Origin of the sequence: Lentzea atacamensis, from assembly GCF_003269295.1 — a bacterium.
In the GTDB taxonomy this organism is placed as follows: Bacteria; Actinomycetota; Actinomycetes; order Mycobacteriales; family Pseudonocardiaceae; genus Lentzea; species Lentzea atacamensis.
The window spans coordinates 186154-210145 of record NZ_QLTT01000013.1; the positions used below are offsets into that span (position 1 = coordinate 186154).

26 protein-coding genes are annotated in these 23992 nt (G+C 69.5%); 18 read left to right on the plus strand and 8 right to left on the minus strand.

The features are described from left to right. Positions 1–10 precede the first annotated feature (10 nt). Entirely contained in the window at positions 11–892 is an 882-nt protein-coding gene (locus C8D87_RS40985) for an alpha/beta fold hydrolase (RefSeq protein ID WP_112231614.1), read from the minus strand. Positions 893–941: 49 nt separating this feature from the next. Between C8D87_RS40985 and C8D87_RS40990 the strand changes: the two genes are divergently transcribed. Next, complete coding sequence (locus C8D87_RS40990; RefSeq protein WP_112231745.1) at positions 942–2624, plus strand: BTAD domain-containing putative transcriptional regulator; 1683 nt, start codon at positions 942–944, stop codon at positions 2622–2624. Between the two features lie 27 nt (positions 2625–2651). Here C8D87_RS40990 and C8D87_RS40995 read toward each other — a convergent pair whose 3' ends face one another. After that, positions 2652–3104 carry a hypothetical protein gene (locus C8D87_RS40995; protein WP_233439620.1) on the minus strand — a complete coding sequence of 151 codons (453 nt, stop codon included), beginning with the start codon at positions 3102–3104 and terminating at the stop codon, positions 2652–2654. 23 nt (positions 3105–3127) lie between these two features. After that, complete coding sequence (locus C8D87_RS41000) at positions 3128–4561, minus strand: helix-turn-helix domain-containing protein (protein ID WP_233439621.1); 1434 nt, start codon at positions 4559–4561, stop codon at positions 3128–3130. A 380-nt stretch (positions 4562–4941) separates the two neighbouring features. On the opposite strand from C8D87_RS41000, the gene C8D87_RS41005 reads away from it, so the two are divergent. The 8 genes from C8D87_RS41005 (at position 4942) to whiA (ending at position 12197) form a co-directional block, all read left to right on the plus strand. Next, entirely contained in the window at positions 4942–5436 is a 495-nt protein-coding gene (locus C8D87_RS41005) for a hypothetical protein (RefSeq protein WP_109637855.1), read from the plus strand. A gap of 120 nt (positions 5437–5556) precedes the next feature. Further along, positions 5557–5844, plus strand: coding sequence for a Rieske (2Fe-2S) protein (locus tag C8D87_RS41010; RefSeq protein ID WP_233442524.1), 288 nt, complete (start codon positions 5557–5559; stop codon positions 5842–5844). A gap of 106 nt (positions 5845–5950) precedes the next feature. Next, on the plus strand, positions 5951–6433 hold the full coding sequence (locus tag C8D87_RS41015) for a Rieske (2Fe-2S) protein (RefSeq protein ID WP_233439622.1): 483 nt from the start codon (positions 5951–5953) through the stop codon (positions 6431–6433). A 42-nt stretch (positions 6434–6475) separates the two neighbouring features. Beyond that, complete coding sequence (gene uvrC, locus C8D87_RS41020; protein ID WP_112231617.1) at positions 6476–8515, plus strand: excinuclease ABC subunit UvrC; 2040 nt, start codon at positions 6476–6478, stop codon at positions 8513–8515. Beyond that, a complete protein-coding gene (locus C8D87_RS45475; RefSeq protein WP_146772027.1) occupies positions 8512–8742 on the plus strand; it encodes a hypothetical protein in 231 nt (76 codons plus the stop codon). The genes uvrC and C8D87_RS45475 overlap by 4 nt, the downstream gene beginning before the upstream one ends. Before the next feature lie 646 nt (positions 8743–9388). Beyond that, positions 9389–10246 carry an RNase adapter RapZ gene (gene rapZ / locus C8D87_RS41025; RefSeq protein WP_051784155.1) on the plus strand — a complete coding sequence of 286 codons (858 nt, stop codon included), beginning with the start codon at positions 9389–9391 and terminating at the stop codon, positions 10244–10246. A gap of 5 nt (positions 10247–10251) precedes the next feature. Continuing rightward, on the plus strand, positions 10252–11220 hold the full coding sequence (locus C8D87_RS41030; RefSeq protein ID WP_112231747.1) for a gluconeogenesis factor YvcK family protein: 969 nt from the start codon (positions 10252–10254) through the stop codon (positions 11218–11220). Continuing rightward, the gene (gene whiA / locus C8D87_RS41035) at positions 11211–12197 is read left to right on the plus strand and encodes a DNA-binding protein WhiA (RefSeq protein WP_109637858.1); all 987 of its coding nucleotides are present in this window, start codon (positions 11211–11213) and stop codon (positions 12195–12197) included. The genes C8D87_RS41030 and whiA overlap by 10 nt, the downstream gene beginning before the upstream one ends. A gap of 41 nt (positions 12198–12238) precedes the next feature. Here whiA and C8D87_RS41040 read toward each other — a convergent pair whose 3' ends face one another. The 3 genes from C8D87_RS41040 to C8D87_RS41050 all read right to left on the minus strand — a co-directional run bounded on the left by C8D87_RS41040 (position 12239) and on the right by C8D87_RS41050 (position 15313). Further along, positions 12239–14299, minus strand: a complete 2061-nt coding sequence (locus C8D87_RS41040; protein WP_233442534.1) for an acyltransferase family protein — start codon at positions 14297–14299, stop codon at positions 12239–12241. A 97-nt stretch (positions 14300–14396) separates the two neighbouring features. Further along, on the minus strand, positions 14397–14732 hold the full coding sequence (locus tag C8D87_RS41045) for a response regulator transcription factor (protein ID WP_112231621.1): 336 nt from the start codon (positions 14730–14732) through the stop codon (positions 14397–14399). A 59-nt stretch (positions 14733–14791) separates the two neighbouring features. Then, positions 14792–15313, minus strand: coding sequence for an ATP-binding protein (locus C8D87_RS41050; RefSeq protein ID WP_146772028.1), 522 nt, complete (start codon positions 15311–15313; stop codon positions 14792–14794). Positions 15314–15404: 91 nt separating this feature from the next. On the opposite strand from C8D87_RS41050, the gene C8D87_RS41055 reads away from it, so the two are divergent. The 7 genes from C8D87_RS41055 (at position 15405) to C8D87_RS41085 (ending at position 20026) form a co-directional block, all read left to right on the plus strand. Continuing rightward, the gene (locus C8D87_RS41055; protein WP_112231625.1) at positions 15405–15614 is read left to right on the plus strand and encodes a hypothetical protein; all 210 of its coding nucleotides are present in this window, start codon (positions 15405–15407) and stop codon (positions 15612–15614) included. Between the two features lie 114 nt (positions 15615–15728). Then, positions 15729–16733: a type I glyceraldehyde-3-phosphate dehydrogenase gene (gene gap, locus C8D87_RS41060; protein WP_109637990.1), complete on the plus strand. Its 1005-nt coding sequence runs from the start codon at positions 15729–15731 to the stop codon at positions 16731–16733. Between the two features lie 11 nt (positions 16734–16744). Next, on the plus strand, positions 16745–17938 hold the full coding sequence (locus C8D87_RS41065; RefSeq protein WP_112231627.1) for a phosphoglycerate kinase: 1194 nt from the start codon (positions 16745–16747) through the stop codon (positions 17936–17938). Position 17939: 1 nt separating this feature from the next. Next, on the plus strand, positions 17940–18728 hold the full coding sequence (gene tpiA, locus C8D87_RS41070; protein ID WP_112231629.1) for a triose-phosphate isomerase: 789 nt from the start codon (positions 17940–17942) through the stop codon (positions 18726–18728). Positions 18729–18822: 94 nt separating this feature from the next. After that, on the plus strand, positions 18823–19065 hold the full coding sequence (gene secG / locus C8D87_RS41075) for a preprotein translocase subunit SecG (RefSeq protein ID WP_109637865.1): 243 nt from the start codon (positions 18823–18825) through the stop codon (positions 19063–19065). Between the two features lie 66 nt (positions 19066–19131). Beyond that, positions 19132–19476 (plus strand): RNA polymerase-binding protein RbpA, encoded by a 345-nt coding sequence (locus C8D87_RS41080; protein ID WP_030470277.1) that lies wholly within the window; start codon positions 19132–19134, stop codon positions 19474–19476. 91 nt (positions 19477–19567) lie between these two features. After that, a complete protein-coding gene (locus C8D87_RS41085; RefSeq protein WP_112231631.1) occupies positions 19568–20026 on the plus strand; it encodes an NUDIX hydrolase in 459 nt (152 codons plus the stop codon). A gap of 3 nt (positions 20027–20029) precedes the next feature. Here the strand turns inward: C8D87_RS41085 and C8D87_RS48340 are convergent, their stop codons facing one another. After that, the gene (locus C8D87_RS48340) at positions 20030–20911 is read right to left on the minus strand and encodes a hypothetical protein (protein ID WP_233442525.1); all 882 of its coding nucleotides are present in this window, start codon (positions 20909–20911) and stop codon (positions 20030–20032) included. 217 nt (positions 20912–21128) lie between these two features. Between C8D87_RS48340 and C8D87_RS41095 the strand changes: the two genes are divergently transcribed. Both C8D87_RS41095 and C8D87_RS41100 read left to right on the plus strand, forming a co-directional pair. Continuing rightward, on the plus strand, positions 21129–21752 hold the full coding sequence (locus C8D87_RS41095; RefSeq protein WP_233442526.1) for a hypothetical protein: 624 nt from the start codon (positions 21129–21131) through the stop codon (positions 21750–21752). Then, the gene (locus C8D87_RS41100; RefSeq protein WP_146772029.1) at positions 21749–23347 is read left to right on the plus strand and encodes a serine/threonine-protein kinase; all 1599 of its coding nucleotides are present in this window, start codon (positions 21749–21751) and stop codon (positions 23345–23347) included. The genes C8D87_RS41095 and C8D87_RS41100 overlap by 4 nt, the downstream gene beginning before the upstream one ends. Here the strand turns inward: C8D87_RS41100 and C8D87_RS41105 are convergent. Further along, positions 23334–23957 carry a TetR/AcrR family transcriptional regulator gene (locus tag C8D87_RS41105; protein ID WP_112231637.1) on the minus strand — a complete coding sequence of 208 codons (624 nt, stop codon included), beginning with the start codon at positions 23955–23957 and terminating at the stop codon, positions 23334–23336. The genes C8D87_RS41100 and C8D87_RS41105 overlap by 14 nt on opposite strands. Positions 23958–23992 lie beyond the last annotated feature (35 nt).

Below are 23992 nucleotides of genomic sequence, written 5' to 3' on the forward strand. Positions count from 1 at the left end.
GAAATCGTGATCAACGAGCCCCGTGGGCCGCCAGACCTGTCGCCTGAGTTGGTCCGGTTGCCGACGAACTTCCCTCAACCGGAGCAACGAGGTCCCGGATGAACGAGACGACCTCGTCCGGTGCCTCCTCGGCCATGAAGTGGCCCGCGCTGGTGGTGGTGTACCGGAGGTCGGTCGCCCACTTGCGCCAGAGCTCGGTGGGGTCGAAGCCGAGCTGACTGCCCCAGTCCTGCTGCATGACGGCTACGGGCATCGTGAGTTTCCTGCCCGCTTCGAGGTCGGCGCGGTCGTGCTCGACGTCGATGGTCGCCAGGGCGCGGAAGTCGGCGACGATCGAGGGCACGGCTTCTCGTGCGGCTTTGAGGTAGCCGGCCCTGATGTCGTCCGGGAACGGGCTCTTCGCCCACACGTCGAGGAAGTGGCCGAAGAACGCGTCGGCGCTGTTGGAGATCAGTTCCTCCGGCAGGCCTTCCGGCTGGGCCATCAGGTAGAGGTGGAAGGCCACCGCTGCCTCGCGTCCACGCAGCACCTCCCAGGTGTCCAGGGCCGGGACGCTGTCCAGCAGGCCGAGGTGGCTGATCCGGTCCGGGTGGTCCAGGGCGGCACGGAAGGCCACGTGCACGCCCCGGTCGTGGCCGACCAGGGCGAACGTGCCGAGTTGGAGCTCATCGGCCAGGTTGATGACGTCCTGGGCCATCGTGCGCTTGTCGTAACCGTGCCGCGGCTTGCTGCTGGCCCCGTAGCCGCGCAGGTCGGGGCAGATGACGGTGTGGTGCTCGGCGAGCTTCGGCGCGACGTGGCGCCACATCAGGTGGGTTTGCGGGAAGCCGTGCAGCAGGACGATCGGGGGGCCTTCGCCGGTGATGACGGTGTTGAGGGCGATCTCGTTCATGGGAACCAGGATCGGGCGGCCTGATCAGCAGGCGATTAGCATCCGGTTCGTGCAGATCAGGGTGCTTGGACCGGTCACGGTCATCGGCACTGATGGTCGTGTTGTGGCCGTTGGCAGCAAACGTCGTCGTGAGCTGCTCGGTCGTCTCGTGGCGGCTGGTGGGCGGGTCGTGTCGCTCGATGCGCTGATCGACGATCTCTGGGAGGACCCGCCCGCCGGAGCGGTCGGTGCGGTGCGGACGTTCGTGTCCGAGCTGCGTGCCGCTCTCGGGGCGGACGCCATCGCGACGGTCGGCCGTGGCTATGCGCTGCGGGTTGCCGAGGTGGACGCCTGGCGGCTCGAGGAGGGGTCTTTCCCGGTCAGCTGGGGCGAGCCGTACGCCGATCTCGACCCGTCGCCGTGGGTGCTGCAGGAGCGCGCTCGGCTGTTGGAGTTGCGTGCGCGCGCTCTGCTCGACCAGGGCCGTGGGGCGTCGTTGGTCGCCGAGCTTTCATCGTTCGCCGCGGCGCATCCGTGGCGGGAGAAGGCTCATGTCCTGCTGGCGCACGCGTTGTTCCAGGACGGGCGGCAGGTGGAGGCGCTGGAGGTGCTGCGCGAGGCCCGCGGCAGGCTGATGGGCCGGTTCGGGCTGGACGCGGTGCCCGATCTCGACCGCGCCGAGGAGGACATCCTCCGCCACGCCGTGACCCGGACCGGCGGATATGCCCGGTTGCGGTCCGCGAGCGTGGTCGCGGGACAGGCGGCGTTGACCGGCGGCTTGGCGCTGGCGCAGGCCCAGCGTTTCGCCGCGGTCGCCGAAGCCGAACGGCTGGGCGATCCGCTGCTCACCGCTCGCGTTCTGACCGCCTACGACGTGCCGGCGAACTGGACCGTCAGCGACGACGCCGCCCAGGCCGCGGTGCTGGTGGAGGCGGCTCGGCGCACGTTGCGGCTGCTCCCCGCGGATGCTCCGGTCGCGTTGCGGGCGCGGCTGCTCGCCGTGATCGCGCTGGAGCACCGGGGGACGCGGGATGCCTGGGCGTGGGAGGCAGCTCACGAGGCTGAGCGGCTTGCCCGCGAGCTCGGCGACCCGGCGGTGCTCGTGGTCGCTCTCAACGCGCGGTTCGTGCAGTCGTTCCAGCGGCCTGGACGATCTGCCGAGCGGGGTGCGATCGCGGATGAGTTGATCGAGGTGGCGGCCCGCCACGACCTGCCCGCGTACGAGATCCTCGGTCACCTCGTGGCGATGCAGGCGCATTCGGCTCTCGGTGCTTTCGAGGCGGCCGCGCGTCATGTGACGGCGGTCGAACAGCTGGCCGAGATCCACGAGACCCCGCTGGTGCGCGTTTTCACGCAGGGGTTCCGCGTGATGCGTGCACCGGATGAAGCCGGCTACCGCACGCTGGACCTGTCGGGCATGCCCGGCGTGGAGGCCGGGTTCCTGCCGCTGGCGTTGTTGTCGATCGGGCTTCCGCCGGATCCCTTGCTGGATTGGGGACCGTACCGGCCGTGGGCGCAGCCGCTGCTGCATCTCGCTGACGGCGACGTTGCCGCGGCTCGTCGTGCAGCGGCTGACCTGCCCACGCCGCGCGCAGACCACTTCTACGAAGTGCTTTGGACGATCACGGCGCACATCGCTCGGCGGCTCGACGATCGTGCACTGGCTGAGGCCGCGTGGGAGGCGCTCGAACCCGCTCGTGGAGAGATCGCGGGCGGCACCACGGCGATGATCGGGTTTGGAGTGATCCAGTGAGTGATCGGGTAGAGGAGTTCGACTGAGTCAGGACTTCCGGCGCGCTTCCGAAGGCCACACGACCTCGATCGGCACCCCGGAAGCCCGCGCCTGCTCCACCACGTCGGCCGTCCCGCCCCTGCCCTGCTGCGGCACCCCGTCCCACACCGCCACCAGTAACTCGACGGACGCGAGAATGCGTTCGTTGGCGGCCACGTAGGCGAGCCGCCCGGACGACATGTGCGGTAGCACGCTCACGACCGTGGCGGCTGCGCGCAACTCGTCGTACTCGGCGACCTGGTGCGGTTTGAGCTTGTCCCGGTAGTCCAGGGCGGGCAGCACCACCTCGACCTGCCCGCCGATGCCCAGCACGGCGCGGGCGAACACCTGGTCGGCGCCCGGCGCGAGGCACGTCACGCCGACCACGGGTTGCCCGAGCCGTTCCAGCACCTCGGTGATCGCGGCTTGCACGGCCGGGACGCACTCAGGCACCAGGTTCATGTGTCCGGTGATCCCGACCCGCATCACGCCGTCCGAATCGCTCTGATGGCGTCCCGTGTCTCCTGCACGGCGCGGATGTGGCGGTGCCGTGCCGCTTCCTTGGCGAAATCCTCCAGCTTGCGGAGCACGCGCCCCGAGGAGAGCTTCGCCGCTGTCGGCAGGACCTCGTTGATCAACCCGCACGCTGCCTCCGGGTCTCCCGCGACCATCTTGGTGCGCGCCAGTCCGATCACGTCGAACGCGCGGTTGCGCAGCTTCGACGGGTCTCGCAGCTCCAGCGCCCGCCGGATGTGCTGCTCGGCGAACACGGCCTGAGCCGGATCGTGCATGGCGAGGTCGCGGCACCGTGCCCCGATCACGCCCTCCAGCTCGGCCTCGTCGAAGTTGTGCAGGTAACGCGGTTCGTTGTCCGCGTCACGCTGCGAAAAACTGTCCTGGGCCAGGCCCACCGCCTGGTGGAACTCGCGGACCTTGCCCATCTGCGCGTACGCCCACGCCTCGCGCGTGAGGAGCAGCGCCTTCAACGTCGGCGTGCCCGTGCGGCGCGTGCCGTACTGACCGAGCTGCACCAGTTCGAGCCCGTCCTCCGGCCGGCCGAGGTCGAACATCTGCCGGGCCATGGCGGCCAGGCACAGCGCCGCGAAGCCGTCGTTGTGGCCGGCCTTCGCCATCCGGATGGCCAGCACGTAGTAGCGCTGGGCCGCGTTGTGCAGGCCGGCGTCGAACGACATGCTCGCCGCCACCTTGGACAGCTCGGCACCGATGAAGAACGCCCGCTCCGTCGTCGGCCCCGCAGGCGCGCGCTGCAGCCGTTCGGCCAGCTCGTCGAGCTGCCCCAGCACGGCCTTGCGCGCCAGTCCGTACCCGCCACGCCCGCCCCAGCCGCGCAGCCCGTCCGCGACGCGCTGCAGGGCTGCGAGCTCCTCCTCGCTGATCGCCGAGTGCGACGACCACTTCGACAGGTTCTGCAGGGGGTGCAACCACCGCTGCAGCGGCTCGACCAGTGCGGACCCCACCGTCACCGCGGCCGCTCCAGTGAGCGCCGCTCGTCTGCTGATCGCCAAGTCGCTCCTCGCCGTCTCCTCGACCGAACGGGCAATGCTCGTCGCCTCCCACGCAGCGGCGAGCACATCTGGCGGGCCCGTGTCGGGAGAGCCCACCTGAGCTGGGATGACGACTCGGTCGAACCACAGTCGTTCGCCGGGCACCCCGAGCACGAGCGCGAAGTGGCGCAGCCGGTCGAGCCGGTCGATCTGGTTCTCGCCCGACTCGTAACGCGAGAGCTGCGCCTGGCTGATGCCGAGCCACGCCGCCATGCGGTCCTGCGTGACCCTGCTCAGGTGCTGGGGGTGGTGCCGGTATGCGGAGATCAGCGCGCCCATGTCGCGGTCGGAGCAGGCGGCCGCGATCGCTGGGTGGTCCCAGAAGTCGGAGGGGACCTCCGGAGGGCCGTGCACGCCGGAACGAGCGTTGCGGCGGCACCGGTGACACAGCCGATCGGTGTTGTCAGCGGCGATGAACGCTCCACACGGGCAAGCGCGCCTGGATTTGGGTCTCGCGGTATCCATCGGCCTCGCCCCCGTCACTGAGCGTTTTCCAAGTGTACGGAGACGTGATCGTCAGTCCATCCATCTCATGCATAAGACGTAATGAGTTCGCGTGTCGCAGTGCCGGTACCCCCGTTGGGCGGATGAGCTTCATGCGTCCGCTGAATGAGGCTCATGCATCGGACGAGTGGTGTTGGGGCCAAGTGCGACGCACCCTGCACATCGCAGGCCGCGGGCCGATCCCCGTGGCCGGCCAGTGCCTGACCCACCACCGGGGAGGACGACCGCCGATGAGCATCACGACCGCGGAGACCGGCACAGGGAGTGCCGGGATCCCACAGAACAGGGGACACGCACGGGCGATCGGGGAAGCCGTCGCCGGCTACCGGTTGCTCGGCTGGCAGGTGACGGTCACCGAGCAGGGCGTGTTCCTACCTCTCGGACCCGCCACCACAGCGCTGGCCATGCCCGCGCGGATCGGGTCGCGCGTGCTGGCCGACCTGAAGTCGCGCATGCTCGCCGGTCCCGTCACCGTCATCCCCGGCCCGCGCGAACACTGGATCTTCCTGGCCGAGCTGGTGGCCCTGCTGCCGACGCACCTGAAGGCGCCGCCGGAGGTCCAGTTCGTGCGATCCCCGCACCGGATCGCGCTGCCACCCACGATGACCAGGTACGGATCGCTGCGGTGGGCGAACCCGCCGTCGCACTCGCGGCACTGGTTCCCGCCGTTCACCGCCGTGCTTGCGCTGGCCCGGACGGCTGCCGCGGAGGACCAGCGCCGATAATCGGCGCTCGTGGATCGTCGTTCTCTGATGTTGTGTGGGCTCGCTGCCGCGTTGAGCGCCTGTGGCGAGCCCGCCCCTCGCAAGACGGGTGGTGTGGGGACCGCCCGGCCGGGGGATCGCGTGGCTTCCGCTGCCTCGGTACCCGTCGGCGGTGGCGTGCTGGTCGACATGCCCGGCAACGCCCAGCTGCTGGTCGTGCAGCCTCGATCGGGTGAATTCCGCGCCTTCAACCCCGCTTGCCCTCATGTGGGCTCGCTGGTCAACCCTCCCGCCGGTGGTGTCATCACCTGCCCGTTGCACGGGAGCGTTTTCGATGTCTCGTCTGGCGCGGTCCGCAAAGGACCTGCGACTTCGGGGCTGAGCGAGGTCGCCGTCGCTCGTTCGGGTGAGGACCTGGTGCTCGCCTGAGACCTGTGAGGTTGCTGTGCATCGGGCTTCTGGCTGAACTCTCACTGACCGGTTCGCGTAATGCTGTGGTGTGACCCCGGACACCCACCACCACGGAGGAACGGTCGTGAACACCGAAAGCCCGGTCAGCAGGCGCATGGCGTTGTGCGGAATCGTGGTTGCCCTCGCCGTGCCGAGTGGCCTTGTGACCGCGTGCGGTTCATCGGGTTCTTCAGGCTCTGGCTCGACAGGCACCGGTTCGACGCCCACGCAGGGTGGCTCGACGCCGACCGGATCCACCGGTTCCAGCAGTGGCAAATCGCTCGTCGCGCTGGCTGACGTCCCCGAGGGCGGCGGCGCGGTCGTGGACGGCCCGGGCGGCACGAAGATCGTGGTCGCGCGCGTCTCCGCCACCGAGGTGAAGGCGTACGACGCGTCGTGCCCGCACCAGGGTTCGACGGTCGCGGAACCTTCCGGCGGCACGATCACGTGTCCCTCGCACGGCAGCCAGTTCGCCGCTGCCGACGGCAAGGTGAAGAAGGGACCCGCGACGTCAGGACTGCGCGCGGTCGGCGTGCGCGTCGAAGGCGACCAGATCGTGCTGACCTGACCCTTTCAGTTTTTGTCAGACCGCGTCGTTAGTCTTGACGGCGTGGCAGATCCCTCGACGTATCGCCCCGCTGTGGGCACGATTCCTGAGGCTCCCGGCGTCTACAAGTTCCGCGACGCCGGTGGCCGGGTCGTGTACGTCGGCAAGGCGAAGAGCTTGCGCAGCAGGCTGAACTCGTACTTCGCGGATCTGGCCGGCCTGCACCCGCGCACCCGCCAGATGGTGACGACCGCCGCCTCCGTCGAGTGGACGGTCGTCACCACCGAGGTCGAGGCGCTGCAGCTCGAATACAACTGGATCAAGGAGTTCGACCCGCGGTTCAACGTCCGCTACCGCGACGACAAGTCGTATCCGGTCCTCGCCGTGACGCTGTTCGAGGACTACCCGCGGCTGCACGTGTATCGCGGCCCGCGCAAGAAGGGCGTGCGCTACTTCGGCCCGTTCGCGCACGCGTGGGCCATCCGCGAGACCTTGGACCTGCTGCTGCGCGTCTTCCCGGCGCGCACCTGCTCCGCCGGCGTCTTCAAGCGGCACAACCAGATCGGGCGCCCCTGCCTGCTCGGCTACATCGACAAGTGCTCGGCGCCTTGTGTGGGCAAGGTTTCCGCGGACGAGCACCGCGCGATCGTCGAGGACTTCTGCGACTTCCTGGCGGGCAAGACCGATCACATGATCCGCCGCCTGGAACGCGAGATGACGCTGGCCGCGGAAGAGCTGGAGTTCGAACGCGCGGCGAGACTGCGCGACGACCTGGGCGCGTTGCGCCGTGCCATGGAAAAGCAGGCGGTGGTCCTGGGCGACGGCACGGACGCCGACGTGATGGCGTTCGCCCAGGACGAGCTGGAGGTCTCGGTCCAGGTCTTCCACGTCCGCGGCGGCCGGGTGCGCGGCCAGCGCGGCTGGGTCCTCGACAAGGTGGAGGCGATCGACGACGCCGCCCTGGTCGACCAGTTCATCATGCAGTTCTACGGCGACAACACGGAAAGCACCCCGCGCGAGGTCCTCGTCCCCGTCCTGCCCGACGACGCCGCGGCCCTGGAAGACCTGCTCTCCGAACAACGCGGCTCCCGCGTAGCGCTGCGCGTCCCCCAGCGAGGCGACAAACGCGCCCTGATGGAAACCGTGGCCCGCAACGCCGCCGAAGCCTTCGCCCAGCACAAACTCCGCCGCGCCGGCGACCTGACCGCCCGCTCCGTCGCCCTGCAAGAACTCCAGGACGCCCTGGCGCTCGACACGGCCCCGCTGCGCATCGAGTGCATCGACATCAGCCACGTCCAGGGCACCGACGTCGTGGCCTCCCTGGTCGTCTTCGAAGACGGCCTGGCCCGCAAATCCGAATACCGCCGCTTCGCCATCCGCGAGGCCGCCACAGAAGGCGACGTGGCCTCCATCGCCGAGGTCGTCCGCCGCCGCTTCCAAGCGATGCTCCGCGAAACCGCGTCCGGCGGCCCCAACCCGGGCATCGACCCGGACACCGGCAAACCCCGCAAGTTCGCCTACCCGCCCAACCTCCTGGTGGTGGACGGCGCCGCCCCCCAAGCCGCCGCGGCAGCCGACGTCCTGGCCGAGCTGGGCATCCAGGACGTGGCCGTGGTGGGCCTCGCCAAGCGCCTCGAAGAGGTCTGGGTCCCGGGCGAGCCCGACCCGGTGATCCTCCCGCGCACGAGTGACGCCCTGTACCTGCTGCAGCGAGTCCGCGACGAGGCCCACCGCTTCGCCATCGCCTACCACCGCCAGAAACGCTCGAAGCGCATGATCGCGTCCGAACTCGACGGTGTCCCGGGCCTCGGCGAAACCCGCAAAGCCGCGCTGCTCAAGCACTTCGGCTCGGTCCGCAAACTCCGCCAGGCCACAGTGGACGAAATCAGTGACGTCCCAGGCGTGGGTCGCCGCACCGCAGAGGCCGTGGTGGCAAGCCTTGCGGCGGGCGCGACCACCTCGGCTGCCGCCCCGGTTGCCCCGGCGAGCGTCCCGGCAGCTGCTCCGGGTGCTCCGGCGACCGCACCGGCAGCTGCTCCGGTGGCCCCGGCAGTCGGCCCGGTTGCTCCAGCGACCGCTCCGGCGGCCGAGGGCAAATCTTGACCAGCTCTTCGCTTCCTGGCCGCGCGTTGACCGAAGACGCGGGCCGGCGAACCCTGCCTCCGGAAGTCGCTTCGATCCTGGGGGCTCTGCAGGCCTCGCCACGGCTGGTGGCGCATCTCGGTGCGGTGCAGGGCGTGGCGTGGCGGCTGACGGGTGGGCTGGGCCGCGCCGTGCCGGGCGCCGTCGCTGGGCCGGTTTCCCGGTCGAGCTGCCCGATCACGGGGTGACCGGCATGCACAACCCGACTGGCCCTCGTGTGCTGACTGGCCGCTGTGCCCCGCCCGGCAGCTGTGTGCTGGCTGGCCGCGGTGCTCCACCCAGCCCTCGCGCGCTGACTGACCCTCGCGCGCTGACCGCCCGCTTTGCTGTGGCTGCCCGCCGTGCCCCGATCGACCGCCGTGTTGTGACCGTCCGGCGTGCCCCGATCATCCGTCGCGCGACGACCGCCCACCACGCCCGACTCACCGGTGCGGCGCAAACCTCGTTCGTCACACCCATCACGCACTCCTGCACCACCCTCCATGGCACAAGCTGCTCGCCCCTCCCTCCCCTTCCTTCTGTCGCGGCGAAGACGACCATGTTTTCCGGACATCAACCAGACGACGACAAGCGCGAATCGGGACAAGGTTCACCCGCCCGAGTGGCGGGCGCGCCCATGGCACGTAGCGTCTCAAGTGCTGAACCTGCCACGCGCAAGGGCCGTTCCGGTGGAGACTCACACCGGGCCGCGCCGGTAAGCGGTGCGACCCGGCGGACGTGGCCAAGCACAACGGGCCGTCCCTCAACATGAAGACTTGCCCAAACGAGAGCGGACGCAGCGTTCGCTCATGAACAGGTAACGGAGTCGTAGTCGTGAACGCGGAGAAGTCCGGCATCGAAGTCGCCGTGGTGACCGGGCTGTCCGGTGCGGGCCGCAGCACCGCGGCCAAGTGCCTGGAGGATCTCGGCTGGTTCGTCGTGGACAACCTGCCCCCAGAACTCATCGCCACCATGGTCGAGCTCGGCGCGCAGGCGCGTGGGGCCATCACCAGGGTCGCTGTCGTCATGGACGTGCGCAGCCGCGCATTCACCGAGGACCTGGCGGCCATCATCAAGGACCTCGACGCTCGCGGGTACAAGCCGCGCGTGCTCTTCCTCGAGGCGACTGACGCCGTGCTGATCCGGCGGTTCGAGGCGGTGCGGCGCGGTCATCCCATGCAGGGGGACGGGCGGTTGCAGGACGGTATCGAGGCCGAGCGGATCCTGCTCACGCCGCTGAAGCAGGAGGCGGACCTGGTGCTCGACACCAGCGCGCTGAGTGTCCACCAGCTGCGGGCCAAGATCGAGGACACGTTCGGCACCGAGGCCGCCACCCGCACGCGGGTCACCGTGCTCAGCTTCGGCTACAAGTACGGGCTGCCGATGGACGCGGACCTCGTCATGGACGTGCGGTTCCTGCCCAACCCGTTCTGGATCCCGGAGCTGCGCGAGCAGACGGGGCTGGACGGTGAGGTGCGCAACTACGTGCTGTCGCAGGAGGGCGCGGACGAGTTCCTCGACCGGTATCACGAGCTGCTGAGGCTCATCGGCGCCGGGTACCGGCGTGAAGGGAAGCGGTACCTGACGCTCGCCATCGGGTGCACCGGTGGCAAGCACCGCAGTGTGGCGCTGTCGGAGGAGCTCGCGGCTCGGCTCGCCAGCGAGGACGGCATGGCGGTCAAGGTCGTGCACAGGGATCTGGGACGCGAGTGACGAAGTTGAAGGCTGTTGCTCTGGGTGGCGGGCACGGGTTGCACGCGACGCTGACGGCGCTCAAGCGGATCACCGGCGACGTGACGGCCGTGGTGACCGTCGCGGACGACGGGGGGTCGTCGGGGCGGTTGCGGCGGGAGATCTCCGGGCTGCTGCCGCCGGGGGACCTGCGCAAGGCCATGGCGGCGCTTGCGGGGGAGGACGACGAGAGCAGGCTGTGGACGTCGCTGTTCGGGCACCGGTTCGGTGGGACGGGGGCGCTTGCCGGGCACGCGGTCGGCAACCTGGTGCTCGCCGGGCTGCTCGAGCAGCTCGGCGACCCCGTCAAGGTGCTCGAACACGCCTCCAAGCTGCTCGGGGTCCGGGGGCGGGTGCTGCCGATGTCGAACGAACCCCTCGACATCGAGGCGGACGTGACCGGGCTCGACGAGGACGTGAACGACGTGCGGCGCATCCGGGGGCAGGTCGCCATCGCGACCACGCCCGGGCTGGTGCGGCGCATCCGGTTGACTGCCCCGAACGGGCGACCTGTCGGCTGTCCGGACGCGGTACAGGCTGTACTTGACGCCGATCTCGTGCTACTCGGGCCCGGATCGTGGTTCACCAGCGTGTTGCCGCATCTGCTCGTGCCCGAACTGCACGACGCGCTGGTGCGCACGCGTGCCAGGAAGGCGCTGGTGCTCAATCTTGTCCCCCAACCGGGGGAAACTGCCGGTTTCTCTCCAGAGCGCCATTTGGACGTAGTCTGCGAACACGCACCTGAGCTGAAGGTGGACGCGGTGATCGCCGACGTCGACTCGGTCCCCACGCCGGACCGGCTGACGCGAGCCGCCTCGGCACTGGGCGCGCGGACGCATCTGGCCAGGATCGCCGCACCGGACGCCGTCGAGCGACATGATCCGGAGGCACTGGCCGGTTGCCTGAGGCAGGTGGTCGATGAGACCGGAATGGGAGGGACAAGCCCGTGGCGATGACGTCGGCGGTCAAGGACGAGCTGAGCAGGCTCGCGGTATCCAAGACCTGTTGCCGCCGCGCGGAGGTGTCCTCCCTGCTCAGGTTCGCCGGCGGCCTGCACATCGTGTCCGGCCGCGTGGTCGTCGAGGCGGAGCTCGACCTCGGCTCGGCCGCGCGCAGGCTGCTCAAGGAGATCCAGGCGCTCTACGGTCACCACGCCGAGGTCTTCACCATCCAGTCCAACGGGCTGCGCAAGGGCACGCGCTACGTCGTGCGCGTGGTCAAGGACGGCGAGGGGCTCGCCCGCCAGACGGGTCTGCTGGACCCGCGCGGGCGCCCGGTTCGCGGTCTGCCCGCGCCGGTCGTGTCGGGTGGCGTGTGCGACGCGGAGGCCGCCTGGCGCGGTGCGTTCCTCGCGCACGGCTCGCTGACCGAACCCGGACGCAGCTCGTCGCTGGAGATCACCTGCCCCGGTCCCGAGGCGGCGCTGGCGCTCGTCGGTGCGGCGCGCCGGATGGGCATCTCGTCGAAGTCCCGCGAGGTCCGCGGGGCCGAGCGCGTGGTGATAAGGGACGGCGACGCCATCGGCGCCATGCTGACCAAGCTCGGCGCGCACGACAGCGTGCTCGCGTGGGAAGAGCGCCGGATGCGGCGTGAGGTCCGTGCGACGGCCAACCGGCTCGCCAACTTCGACGACGCGAACCTGCGCCGCTCGGCCCGTGCCGCTGTCGCGGCGGCGGCGAGGGTGGCGCGGGCGCTGGAGATCCTCGGCCCGGAGGCTCCTGATCACCTGGCCGCCGCCGGGCAGCTGCGTCTCGCGCACCGCCAGGCGTCGCTGGAGGAGCTGGGCCAGCTGTCCGACCCGCAGATGACCAAGGACGCGGTGGCCGGCCGGATCCGGCGGCTGCTGGCCATGGCGGACAAGCGGGCCAAGGACCTCGGGCTGCCGGACACGGAGTCGGCGGTCACGGCGGAGATGCTCGAAGCCGAGGTCTGACGACGACGATCAGTGCCCCGAGCAGTGGCGGGGCACTGATCTCAGATCATCCGCAGCTGGGTGAGCAGCGGAGTGGCGAGCGTTCGCGAGTACGTGTTCGTGATGTGGTTGTTGCGGTACACCACGACGTTGCCGATGACGGCTGGGCAGACGTCCTCGCGGCAGTACCACGGCGTCAGGTCGACGATCTTGGTGCGGGGAAATCCGGCCGCCGCCTCCACCAGCGGGTCGCTTTCGCCGGCGAACGCCTCGGCTCGCGGGGTTCCGCAGGCGGCCGCGTTGCCGGAGTTGCGTTCGAGGCACCGCGAGACCCGCCCGTCCGGCCGGGGAAGATTCTTGATCACCGCGGTCGCGATGTTCGCGGCGTCGAGCACGCGCAGCATTTCCCGGTAGCCGCGAACCATGTCTTCGCGGGAGTTCCAGGTCCACTTGAGGTCGCTCGCGTAGGACTCGCGGCTCATGCCCGACACCACGACGAGGTCAGGCTTGAGCGCCTTCAACCGCTCGGCCACGGCGAGGTTCTGCTCCGAGCAGACCTTGATCGGCCGGACCCCTTCGGACGGCGGCACCGACGTGAACGGGCAGCCGTTGCGGGTCATGGTCCTGACCTTCCACCGTCCGCGGCCGGGACCCTCGGCGAAGTCGATCAGCGGGGTGCTGTACTGCGCCGCGTGCGAGTCGCCGAGCAGCACGACCGTCTTCTGCGCCGAGGGCTCACCCCACGAACAGGCGTCCTCCGGGAGCGTCAGCAGGAAGACGTGGCATTCGGCTTTCCGATGGCTGCCGTAGGGACCGTCCTCGTTCGCCACGGCCGGGTCAGGTACCAACGGCACACCGGCTGGAGCCGGTAGCGGCCTGCGGGGGTCGAACGCCATGGCGCCGGGGTGGTCGGCGTCCAGCGTCGTGTTGTTCGCCAGCCGGTTCAGCTTGCCGGCGGCCGTGTACCAGGGAACCGAAGCTGCGACCACGGAGACGACCACGAGCACGGCGCCGAAGGTGTAGGTGCCGCGGCGGCGGCCGAACCTGTTGCGGCGGAACGGATCCTCGATGAAGCGCTTGGACAGCGCGGCGAGTGCGAAGCTCAGCACCGCGGCGGCGAGCATCTCCTTCGTGGACAGCCGCTCGTTCTCGCTCAGTTCGAGCATCACCACGATGACCGGCCAGTGCCACAGGTACAGGCTGTAGGAGATGTCACCGGCATAGCGGACCGGCCGGATGCTCAGCAGACGTCCGAGCAGTGTGTCCGTGCCGACGAGCATCGCCGCCGTGCCGAGTACCGGCACCGCAGCCACCCAGCCGGGGAACTGCATCTCCGTGGTGTAGAGGACGGTGCTGAGCAGCACGGCCGCGAAACCCAGCCAGCCGAGCACCTCGCGGGCCGCGCGGCCGAGCGACACGCGGTGCAGCACCATCGCGGCCAGGCCACCGATGCCGAGCTCCCACATGCGGGTCGGCGTCACGAAGTACGCGGCGCCGTGGTCGACGCGGGTGTAGACCACGGAGAACACGAACGAGGCAACGGTCACGACCGCGATGGCGGCCACGGCGCACGGCACCGCGCGACCGTTGAACCGGCGGGCGAGTGTGGCGGCCGCGATCAGCAGCAGGGGAACGACGAGGTAGAACTGTTCCTCGACCGCGAGCGACCAGTAGTGCTGGACCGGCGAGGCGCCGATGGTGGCGTGCCCGTAGTCGTTGGACAGCACCGCGAGCAGCCAGTTCTGGGCGTTGAGCGCGGAACCGACGACCTCCCGCATGATCGTGGGCCACTGCGACTCCGGAAGGAGCAGCACCGTGGCGGCGACGACGGCGAGCAGCGTCGCGGTGGCGGCGGGCAGCAGGCGGCGGATGCGGCGCGCGTAGAAGTCGCGCAGGCGCACCGAGCCGGTGCGACGCACCTCGTTGGCGAGCGTGCCGATGATCAAGAAACCCGAGATGACGAAGAAGACGTCGACGCCGACGAAGCCGCCCGGCAGCCACGACGGCCTCAGGTGGTAGAGCAGCACCACGCCGACGGCGAGAGCGCGCAGACCCTGGATGTCGCCTCTCAGCGCGTGCTGAGGGCGTGGGGCGAGCGCCGTCAGGGGGCGCTCTCCGGACATGGTCGCCACAGGTAACTCCTGGTGAGGGAGATCTGCGGAACATGTCCGCTTCGGGGCGCGGATGCTAACCCGAAGGAGTGGCAAGCGCCGATTTGATCTACGGATTGTGATCGTACGACGCCCACACCGCCAGCTGAGCCCGCGACCGCAGCCCCAGCTTCGTCCGGGCATGTGTCACGTGCCGGGCAACGGTGTGGGGTGAGATCCCCAGCCGCTGCCCGATCTGCCGGTTCGTCAGCCCCTCGGCGACCAGCGTCGCGACGTGCAGCTCTCGCGCGGAGACCATCCCCTCGTCGTCCCCAGTGACCGGACGGGCGGTCAGGGCGTGGGAAACGGCCTGTGCCAACGACATCCGCTCGCCCGTCGACTCGGCGGCGCGCAGCCGCCCGGCCGTGATCCGGGTCCGGCACACCGACCGCGCCTCGTCCAGCAACGCCTGCCAGTAGGGCTCGGCCCGGAAGTCGTACCGGGTGCGGACCGCGGAAGCGGCGGTCAGCAGGGACAGCGCGCGCTCGTCGTCGGAACCGGCGCCGACCAGTCCCAGCGCCAGGCCCTCGAGGTCGTAGTGCTGAGGACGAGCAGAGGACGCCGGTGCTGGTCGATCTCGGCGATCACGGCGTCGCGAGCCGAGCGGTGCGGCAGCGGATGGGCGCCGACGGCCTGGTAGACCGCCTGAACGACGTCCGGCGCGGCCGCCAGCGCCGTCCACCACACCTGATCAGCGCGTCTGGCGACGTGCTGGACCGCCAGCCTGGTCTTGCCCGCCCCCGCCGGGCCGACCAGCGACACCAGCCGCTGCTCCGCGCCGAGCCGCGCCAGCGCCACCAGCTCCTCGCGCCGGCCCACGAAGGTGTCCGGAGGTGACGGGAGACCCGAGTCGCGCGGTGAGTCTTCGCGCGCGGAAGAGCGTTCGCGATACGCGCGCTGACGACACGCGTTGGAGCAGTACCGGCGACCGGAAGTCGCCTCGTTGAGCGGGTTTCGACACGTCACACAGGCGGCGATGGCCGTCATGGGAACCGACCGTACCGGCGTGTAACCGTCCGTAACACCCGCTTTTTCGGGGTTGCCGGTCCCTCCCGATGCGTGGACAGGATCATGTCCCATGACAGCGCACACCGCACACGGCGACATCCCGCTCGTGCCTCGGCAGGACCGGGAGGTGGTGGACGAGTGGCTCACGCGGATCGCCGCCGTCGTCGGCAGGGACGCGAAGGAGCACACTCCCGAGGCGTGCCGCACCGCCGCGGAGGCTGCGGAGGAGCTGAGCGCGTACCTCTGGATGCTCCGCGCCCCGCGCCGCCGAACGGACTAATCAGCCCCACTTTTTCTGGCTCGATCAAGAGATACTCACTATCCCTGTGACCAGCGGCGCAGTTCGGCAGATAGGGTGGGCTTGTTCCTGCCAGTCGAACACAAGGAGTCCGTCGTGACGGTTCGCGTAGGTGTCAACGGTTTCGGTCGCATCGGCCGCAACTTCTGGCGCGCCGTGAAGGCCAGCGGCCACGACATCGAGATCGTCGCGTTCAACGACCTCGGTGACGTCAACACCATGGCGCACCTGCTCAAGTACGACAGCATCCTGGGTCGCCTGGACGCGGACGTGCAGGTCACCGACGAGGGCATCTCCGTCGACGGCAAGGTCATCAAGGCCCTCGCCGAGCGCGACCCCGGCGCCCTGCCGTGGAAGGACCTCGGCGTCGACGTGGTCGTCGAGTCGACCGGCTTCTTCACCGACGCGACCAAGGCCCGCAAGCACGTCGACGAGGGTGGCGCCAAGAAGGTCATCATCTCCGCGCCGGCCAAGGGCGAGGACCTCACCGTCGTCATCGGCGCGAACGAGGACCAGTACGACGGCTCGCAGACCGTCATCTCGAACGCGTCCTGCACCACCAACTGCCTCGCGCCGCTGGCCAAGATCCTCAACGACAGCTTCGGCGTCGAGCAGGGCCTCATGACCACGATCCACGCGTACACGCAGGACCAGAACCTGCAGGACGCGCCGCACAGCGACCTCCGCCGTGCCCGCGCCGCCGCGCTGAACATCGTCCCGACCTCCACGGGTGCCGCGAAGGCCATCGGCCTGGTGCTGCCGGAGCTCAAGGGCAAGCTCGACGGCTACGCGCTGCGCGTCCCGGTCCCCACCGGCTCGGCCACCGACCTGACGGTCACCCTCAAGCGCGAGGTCACCCTCGACGAGGTCAACGCCGCGTACAAGGCCGCCGCCGAGGGTCCGCTGGCCGGCATCCTCAAGTACTCGACCGACCCGATCGTGTCTGCCGACATCGTCACCGACCCGCACTCGTGCATCTACGACGCGCCGCTGACCAAGGTCATCGGCAACCAGGTCAAGGTCGTCGGCTGGTACGACAACGAGTGGGGCTACTCCAACCGCCTCGCGGACCTGGTCAAGCTCGTCGCTTCCAAGATCTGAGGAAGTAACCGGTGAAGAACCTCAGCGATCTGCTCGCCGAGGGTGTCGCAGGTCGGCGCGTCCTGGTGCGCGCCGACCTGAACGTCCCCCTGGATGGCGACAAGATCACCGACGACGGCCGCGTGCGCGCGTCGGTGCCGACGATCAAGGCCCTCGCCGACGCGGGCGCCCGCGTGGTCGTCACCGCTCACCTCGGCCGCCCCAAGGGCGAGCCGGACCCCAAGTTCTCCCTGGCCCCGGCCGCCGCTCGCCTCGGTGAGCTGCTCGGCGCCGAGGTCGCGCTCGCCGGTGACCTCGTCGGCCCGTCCGCCACGTCCGTGGTCGGCGCGCTGACCGACGGTGGCGTCGTGATGCTGGAGAACGTCCGCTTCGACGCCCGCGAGACCTCGAAGGACGACGCGGAGCGCGAGGCGCTGGCCGACGAGCTGGCGTCGTTCGCGGACGTCTTCGTGTCCGACGGCTTCGGTGTCGTGCACCGCAAGCAGGCCTCGGTCTACGACGTGGCGAAGAAGCTGCCCGCGTACGTCGGCGGTCTCGTCGACGCCGAGCTGGGCGTGCTGCGCAAGCTCACCGACGACCTGGAGCGCCCGTACGTCGTGGTGCTCGGCGGCGCGAAGGTGTCCGACAAGCTCGGCGTCATCGCGAACCTGCTGACCAAGGTCGACCGGCTGCTCATCGGCGGCGGCATGGCGTACACGTTCCTCAGGGCCCAGGGCCACGAGGTCGGCAAGTCGCTGCTGCAGGAAGACCAGCTCGACCAGGTCAAGGGCTTCATCACCGAGGCCGGCAAGCGCGGCGTCGAGCTCGTGCTGCCGGTCGACGTGCTGGTCACCGCCGAGTTCGGCAACACGGAGCACGACGTCGTCGGCACCGACGCGATCCCCGCGGACAAGATGGGCCTCGACATCGGCCCGAAGTCGCGCGAGCTGTTCGCGTCGAAGCTCGCCGACGCCAGGACCGTGTTCTGGAACGGCCCGATGGGCGTCTTCGAGATCGAGACCTACGCCGGCGGCACCCGTGCCGTCGCGGAGGCTCTGGTCAAGTCGGACGCGTTCACCGTCGTCGGCGGTGGCGACTCGGCTGCGGCTGTTCGCGCGCTGGGTCTGCCCGAGGACGGGTTCTCGCACATCTCCACGGGCGGTGGCGCCTCTCTGGAGTTCCTTGAGGGCAAGGAACTGCCCGGCATCAGCGTTCTGGAGGCGTGAGATGGCAGCGCGTACCCCGCTCATCGCGGGCAACTGGAAGATGAACCTCAACCACCTCGAAGCGATCGGCCTCGTGCAGAAGATCGCCTTCTCCCTGCCGGAGAAGTACTTCGCCAAGGTCGAGGTGGCCGTTCTCCCGCCGTTCGTCGACATCCGCAGCATCCAGACCCTGGTCGACGGCGACAAGCTGCTGATCAAGTACGGCGCGCAGGACATCTCGCAGCACGACTCCGGTGCCTACACCGGTGAGGTGTCCGGCCTGATGCTCGCGAAGCTCGGCTGCCACTACGTGGTCGTCGGGCACTCCGAGCGCCGCGAGTACCACGGCGAGACGGACGCGCTGGTCAACGCCAAGATCAAGGCGGCGTTGAAGGTCGAGGTCACCCCGATCTTCTGCTTCGGCGAGAAGCTCGACGTCCGCGAGGCCAAGGGCCACCTGGAGCTGGTGCGCCAGCAGCTGGAGGACGGCCTGAAGGGCTTCACGGCGGAGCAGGTCGCCAAGATCGTGTTCGCCTACGAGCCGGTCTGGGCGATCGGCACGGGCCGCACGGCGTCGTCGGCCGACGCGCAGGAGGTGTGCTCGCTGGTCCGCTCGTTCGTGGCGGAGAAGTACGGCGAGGAGACCGCGGCCGTTGTTCGCGTGCTCTACGGCGGTTCGGTGAAGTCGTCGAACATCGGTGAGCTCATTCAGCAGAAGGACATCGACGGCGCCCTTGTCGGCGGCGCGAGCCTTCAGGCGGACGAATTCACCAAGCTGTGCGCTCTGGCTGCCGGCGGCCCTCTACCCTAAGTTGATCTGGTTAAGTCTCTAACCCCACTGGTTGCACACGTTCGGCAGTCGAACAGGTACTCTATGGCGTCGGCTGCCTGACAGCGAGGAAGAAATGATCCTGTTCCTGCAGATCCTGTTGATCGTCTCCAGCGTGCTGCTGGTGCTGCTCGTGCTCTTGCACCGCGGCCGTGGTGGCGGCCTTTCTTCGCTGTTCGGCGGCGGTATGCAGTCGAGTCTGTCCGGTTCCTCCGTTGTCGAGAAGAACCTCGACCGCCTGACGTTGTTCGTCGGCGCGATCTGGGTCATCGCCATCGTGGGTATCGGGCTGCTGATCAAGCTGCCTCCGGCAGCCTGATCAACCGTTCAGCGGCAGAAGCCCTCAGGGGCTTGGGGTAACCACTTGGTGGGGGTGTAACGGTCGATGTCCGGTGGTAACGCGATTCGCGGTACCCGCGTCGGCGCAGGCCCGATGGGCGAGTCGGAGCGCGGCGAGTCCGCGCCCCGCCGTCGGGTGTCGTACTGGTGCGCGAACGGTCACGAGTCCCGGCCTTCTTTCGCGGTCGACGCGGAAGTACCGGAGAACTGGGACTGCCCGCGTTGCGGCCTGCCCGCTGGGCGGGACGAGCAGACGCCACCCGCGCCTCCGCGCAACGAGCCGTACAAGACGCACCTTGCGTACGTGAAGGAGCGGCGCTCCGACGCGGACGGTGAGGCGATCCTCGAAGAGGCTCTCGCCAAGCTGCGCCGGCAGCGTGAAGAGCCGTAGACCTGGCTCGGTAGTTCGAACAGCTCAATGCGAAAGGCCCCCTCGACTGCGGAGAGGGGGCCTTTCGCGTGTCCGGGGTGAGGGGACCGGAATGAGTTTCAGGTTCGCCGCGTACGCGGTGTGCGTCGAGCGGGAACGGGTGTTGCTCGTCCGCTGCGGGTCCGCGTGGTCGCTGCCCGGCGGCGGCGTCGAGCACGGGGAGGACCCGTTCGACGCGGTGGTGCGCGAGTTCGCCGAGGAGACCGGCTGCGGCGCCGTGGTCGAGCGTCTGCTGGGTGTCGACTCCAGGGTGATTCCCGCGGCCGAACGGAGTGTGCCCGGCTCGGTCCCGCACCAGAACGTCGGCGTCTTCTACCGGCTCCGGATCACGAGCGGCGAACTGCGGTCCGAACCGAGCGGCGCGACCGGCGAGCCGGTGTGGACGCCGATCGCCGACGTCCCCCACCTCCGTCGGTCGTCACTGGTCGACGTCGGTCTCGCACTGGCTCGCAGCCTCCCGCCGACCGGTCACGTCACGTCCGTCCCGGTCGGCGGCCTGGTCCAGCACTGAGGCCTACCGGCGCAGCCCCGTGAACTGACGGCGCAGCATCGCCGCACCCACCAGCAGGAAGAACAGCAGCACCACGAGCGTGCTGGTCGTGCCGCTGGACGAGCTGGACAGCGTCACGTCGACGTTCCCGACGAGCACGATGCCGCACTCCGCCCGCACCTTGTGCCGGCCGGGTTCGATGCTCGCGAACTTCACCGGCGCCGTGAACTCGCCGTTCTCGTCGGCGGTGGCCTTGCCGACGTTCTGGCCCAGCGACTTCAGCGTCACGTTCGCGCCCTTGGGGCAGCCGGTGCCGGTCGCGGTCAGTGCGTCGCCCGGCTGGATGTTCTCCTTGTCGAGCACCAGGATGCCGTCACCGGGGTTGGACGGCTCGCTCGAAGACGGCGGTTCCGAGGACGACGGGGGCGTGCTCTCCGTCGTCGTGGTGGTGGTGACCGGAGGCGTCGTGGTGGTCGTCGTCGGACGCGGCGGGCGCGTGGTGACGGGCGGGTTGGTGACCGGCGGCTGGGTCACCGGGGGATTGGTGACGGGCGGCTGTGTGGTCGGTGGTGGGGTCGTCGTGGTGGTCGTCGGGATGCGGACGGTGAACGTCGTGCCCGCCGGACGCGTCGACTGGCAGACCGTCTGGATTTCGACCCGGTGCTGACCGGCGGTGGCGGTCGCCGGAACCGTTGCCGAACCGGAACCCGTTCCACGACCCGTTCCCTGGCCGCTACCCACTACCGTCTTGCCGTCCCAGAGGACGTTCACGGCGTACGTCGTGCAGTCCGGGTCGAAGTAGACCCCGGTCCACGCGACCTTGAAGGCCGTTCCGGGGGCACCGGCGTTCGGGCTGGCCGAGAGCGCCGGTGGCTGCTGGGCCGCTGCCGATGTGGTGCTCAGCACCGTAACACCAGCAGCTATAGCCACGAGTAAGCCTAAAGACCGCATTCCCTCTCCCCGGATCAGAACCTAAGGTGCGCTAGTGAGACGTCGCTTGGCCGGTGCAGGTTTACTGCTGTGGTGCGGAATTATGCTGCTGCCGTCAACGGCCTCCGCACAGGACGGGTCCGTTCAGCTCGAGGCCGATGTGGACGGTAGGCCGGTTGGAGCAGGGACCCTGGTGCTGGACCCCGCGGAGACCGCGAAGGTTTCCGTCACGGTCCGCAACAACACGAACACCGTGCAGCGCGTCAAGACCGTGCGGATCAGCGGCACGGCGCTGGCGTTGACCTTCTTCTCCTACGACACAACGGTTCCCTTCGACGTCCCGCCGAAGTCGGAGGAGACCCGCTCGTTCCCGCTGGAGCCGACGGACCTCGGCTCGCAGGCGATCGGTCTCCTTCCGGTCACGGTCGAGGTGATCGACGTGCAACGCGAGTCGATCGCGTCGGTGCGGACGACCGGGGACATCCGCGGGTCGCTGTGGTCGGTGTACGGGGCGTTCGGGCTGGGGGTGCTGGTGCTGACCGCGTTGTCGTGGGCCGGTGCGCTGATCGCGCTGGCTCGCCGGCGGCTGCCCGCGAACCGCTGGCAGCGGGCCATGCGGTTCCTGCCCGCCGGGATCGGGACCGGTCTGATCGCCGTGATCTCGTTGTCGGTGCTGCGACTGGTGGCGCCGTCGCCGTCGGCCGAGATCCCGTTCATCGTGGGCGCCGCGGCTGCCGCGTTGCTTCTTGGCTATGTGACACCGCATCCGGGTGAGCAGCAACCGTCCGAAATGGATACCGTGAGGATTCAACGGTGACTTTGTCCAGTGTGGTCGCCGCGCTGCCGCAGTACGCAGTCGGCGAGCAGATCGGCGAGGGCGGGATGGGCGTCGTCTACGGCGGCGTGCACCGGCAGCTCGGACGTCCGGTGGCGATCAAGCGGCTGCCGCACGCGGTGGCCGAGGACCCGCGGATGAGCGAGCGCTTCGAGCACGAGGCGCGGTTGCTGGCCCGGCTCGACCACCCGCACATCGTCCCGGTCTACGACTACGTGCGGCAGCAGGGCGAGCACCTGCTGGTGATGGAACGGCTCGACGGCGGCACCGTCTGGTCGCGCTTCTCGCAAGACGGGCTGACCGCGCAGCAGTCGTGCGGGATCGTGCTGGCGACCCTGTCCGGGCTGCACGCGGCGCACGAGGCCGGTGTGCTGCACCTCGACGTCAAGCCGAAGAACCTGCTCTTCACCTCGACCGGGGTGGTGAAGGTGGCGGACTTCGGCATCTCGCAGGTGGTGTCGGAGGGTGCGACGCTCGTGACGCACGGCGGCGCTGTGCTCGGCACGCCCGCCTACATCGCGCCGGAACAGGCGATGGGCAACGCGCTCACGCCCGCCGCCGACGTCTACGCGACCGGCACCGTGCTGTACGAGCTGTTGTCCGGCGATCTGCCGTTCGAGCGCGGTGGCGGCCCGCTCGCGATGATCCAGAAGCGGGTCTACCAGGACCCGCGGCCGTTGCGGAACGTGCCGGAGCCCCTTGCGGGCGTGGTGATGCGCAGCATCGCGCGGGATCCGGGCGCGCGGTACCGCAACGCCGAGACGTTCGCGATCGACCTGGCGGGCGCGGCCGGCACGTTGTTCGGCCCGGACTGGTTGACCCGGCTGGGAATTCCCGTGCACCTCGCGCCTCAGGTGTCGGCGTCGTCCACTCGTCCGTCGTTGCGGCCCGTCGAGCGCGACACGCTTTCGCTGTCGCAGCAGCCGATCCGCGCCACGCTGGTGGATCCGGTCCCCGCCGCGCGGCTCAGCGGCAGCAGCACGCTGGTGCCGGCCTCGTCGGTGATCAAGCCGCCGTCCACGCCGTGGGCGCTGTGGCTCGTGGCCGCGGTCGCTTTGCTGGCGCTGGTGGCCGTGCCGTTCCTGGTGTCCGGACGGGAACTCGTCAAGGTCACCACGAACCTCGCGAATCCCGTGCAGGAATCCGGAAACCAGCTCGTGGTCACCCTCGCCGGGATCGAACTGGCGAACGTGCAACGCGGACCGGGCGGGTTCGAGCTGCCCGGCGCCACCCGGTGGATCGTCGGCGGCGCGGTGACGGCGGCAGCGGACGGGCGGGAGTTCCTGCTCGTCTCCGACCGGACGCCGTGGCTCAGCATCATGGGGACCGGATCGGCTCTGCTGCTGCTCTTCACGCTGGCGTACCTGGAGTCGAACCTGCGGGCGTTGCGGCGCCGGCAGACCGGGGTGGCCGCGGTGATCGCGTCGGTGCCGCTCGGGTTCGGGCTCGGCCTGGCCGTGTGGCTGCTGGTGTCCGTGCTGCGGACGAGCGAGCCGACACTGCCGATCGCGCTCACGTGCGGTGTGCTCGGAGCGGCGGCGGCCCTCAGCGCCTCGCTCGCCTCTAAGCGCGTCTGACCGCCAGCTCGAAGATGTCAGCGAGCTCGTTCGCGTAGGCGGTGACGTCGGTACCCGGTCTGGCCATCAGCTCGGCCGGGGTCGCCTCCATCGCGGCCATCACCGACACCGCCATCACGCGCGGCGCGAAGTCCCGGAACTCGCCGGCCTCCTGACCCTCGCGGAACATGTCCTCCAGCTCGGCCAGCGCGGTGGCGTTCTGCTCCTCGGCCCACGTCCGCGCGGCCTCGGCGTCACGTGCGGCGGCCGCGATCTGACTGATCGCGATCAGCTCGGCGGGGTGCTCGGCGCAGTAGTGCACGAAGCCCTCGATCAGGCCGCGCAACGCCGCGCAGTAGCTCTCGGAGCCCTCGGTGCGAGCGGTCAACGCCTGGTCCATCGAGTTGTGCACGGTCAGCATGACCTGCTTCATCAGCTCCTCGCGCCTGGCGAAGTGGTACGTGATGAGCCCGGGGCTGATGCCCGCCCGCCGCGCGATCTGCACGAACGAGGCCTTCGCGTAGCCGATCTCGGCGATGGTCACGATCGCCGCCGCCACGATCTGCCCCCGCCGGGCTTCCTCGATGAAGCTCCGCTTCTCCTGGTCGCCCGACCGATTTTCTGGTTGCATGAACAGTAGCCTAGTTGAGCAACTAGTCAGGGGGA

Excerpts from the sequence above, each read along its gene's own strand:
- C8D87_RS40985 (WP_112231614.1), bottom strand. The coding sequence starts at position 892 with ATGAACGAGATCGCCCTCAACACCGTCATCACCGGCGAAGGCCCCCCG.
- C8D87_RS40995 (WP_233439620.1), bottom strand. The coding sequence starts at position 3,104 with ATGAACCTGGTGCCTGAGTGCGTCCCGGCCGTGCAAGCCGCGATCACC.
- C8D87_RS41005 (WP_109637855.1), top strand. The coding sequence starts at position 4,942 with ATGAGCATCACGACCGCGGAGACCGGCACAGGGAGTGCCGGGATCCCA.
- C8D87_RS41040 (WP_233442534.1), bottom strand. The coding sequence starts at position 14,299 with ATGTCCGGAGAGCGCCCCCTGACGGCGCTCGCCCCACGCCCTCAGCAC.
- C8D87_RS41050 (WP_146772028.1), bottom strand. The coding sequence starts at position 15,313 with ATGACGGCCATCGCCGCCTGTGTGACGTGTCGAAACCCGCTCAACGAG.
- C8D87_RS41055 (WP_112231625.1), top strand. The coding sequence starts at position 15,405 with ATGACAGCGCACACCGCACACGGCGACATCCCGCTCGTGCCTCGGCAG.
- tpiA (WP_112231629.1), top strand. The coding sequence starts at position 17,940 with ATGGCAGCGCGTACCCCGCTCATCGCGGGCAACTGGAAGATGAACCTC.
- secG (WP_109637865.1), top strand. The coding sequence starts at position 18,823 with ATGATCCTGTTCCTGCAGATCCTGTTGATCGTCTCCAGCGTGCTGCTG.
- C8D87_RS41080 (WP_030470277.1), top strand. The coding sequence starts at position 19,132 with ATGTCCGGTGGTAACGCGATTCGCGGTACCCGCGTCGGCGCAGGCCCG.
- C8D87_RS41085 (WP_112231631.1), top strand. The coding sequence starts at position 19,568 with ATGAGTTTCAGGTTCGCCGCGTACGCGGTGTGCGTCGAGCGGGAACGG.
- C8D87_RS41105 (WP_112231637.1), bottom strand. The coding sequence starts at position 23,957 with ATGCAACCAGAAAATCGGTCGGGCGACCAGGAGAAGCGGAGCTTCATC.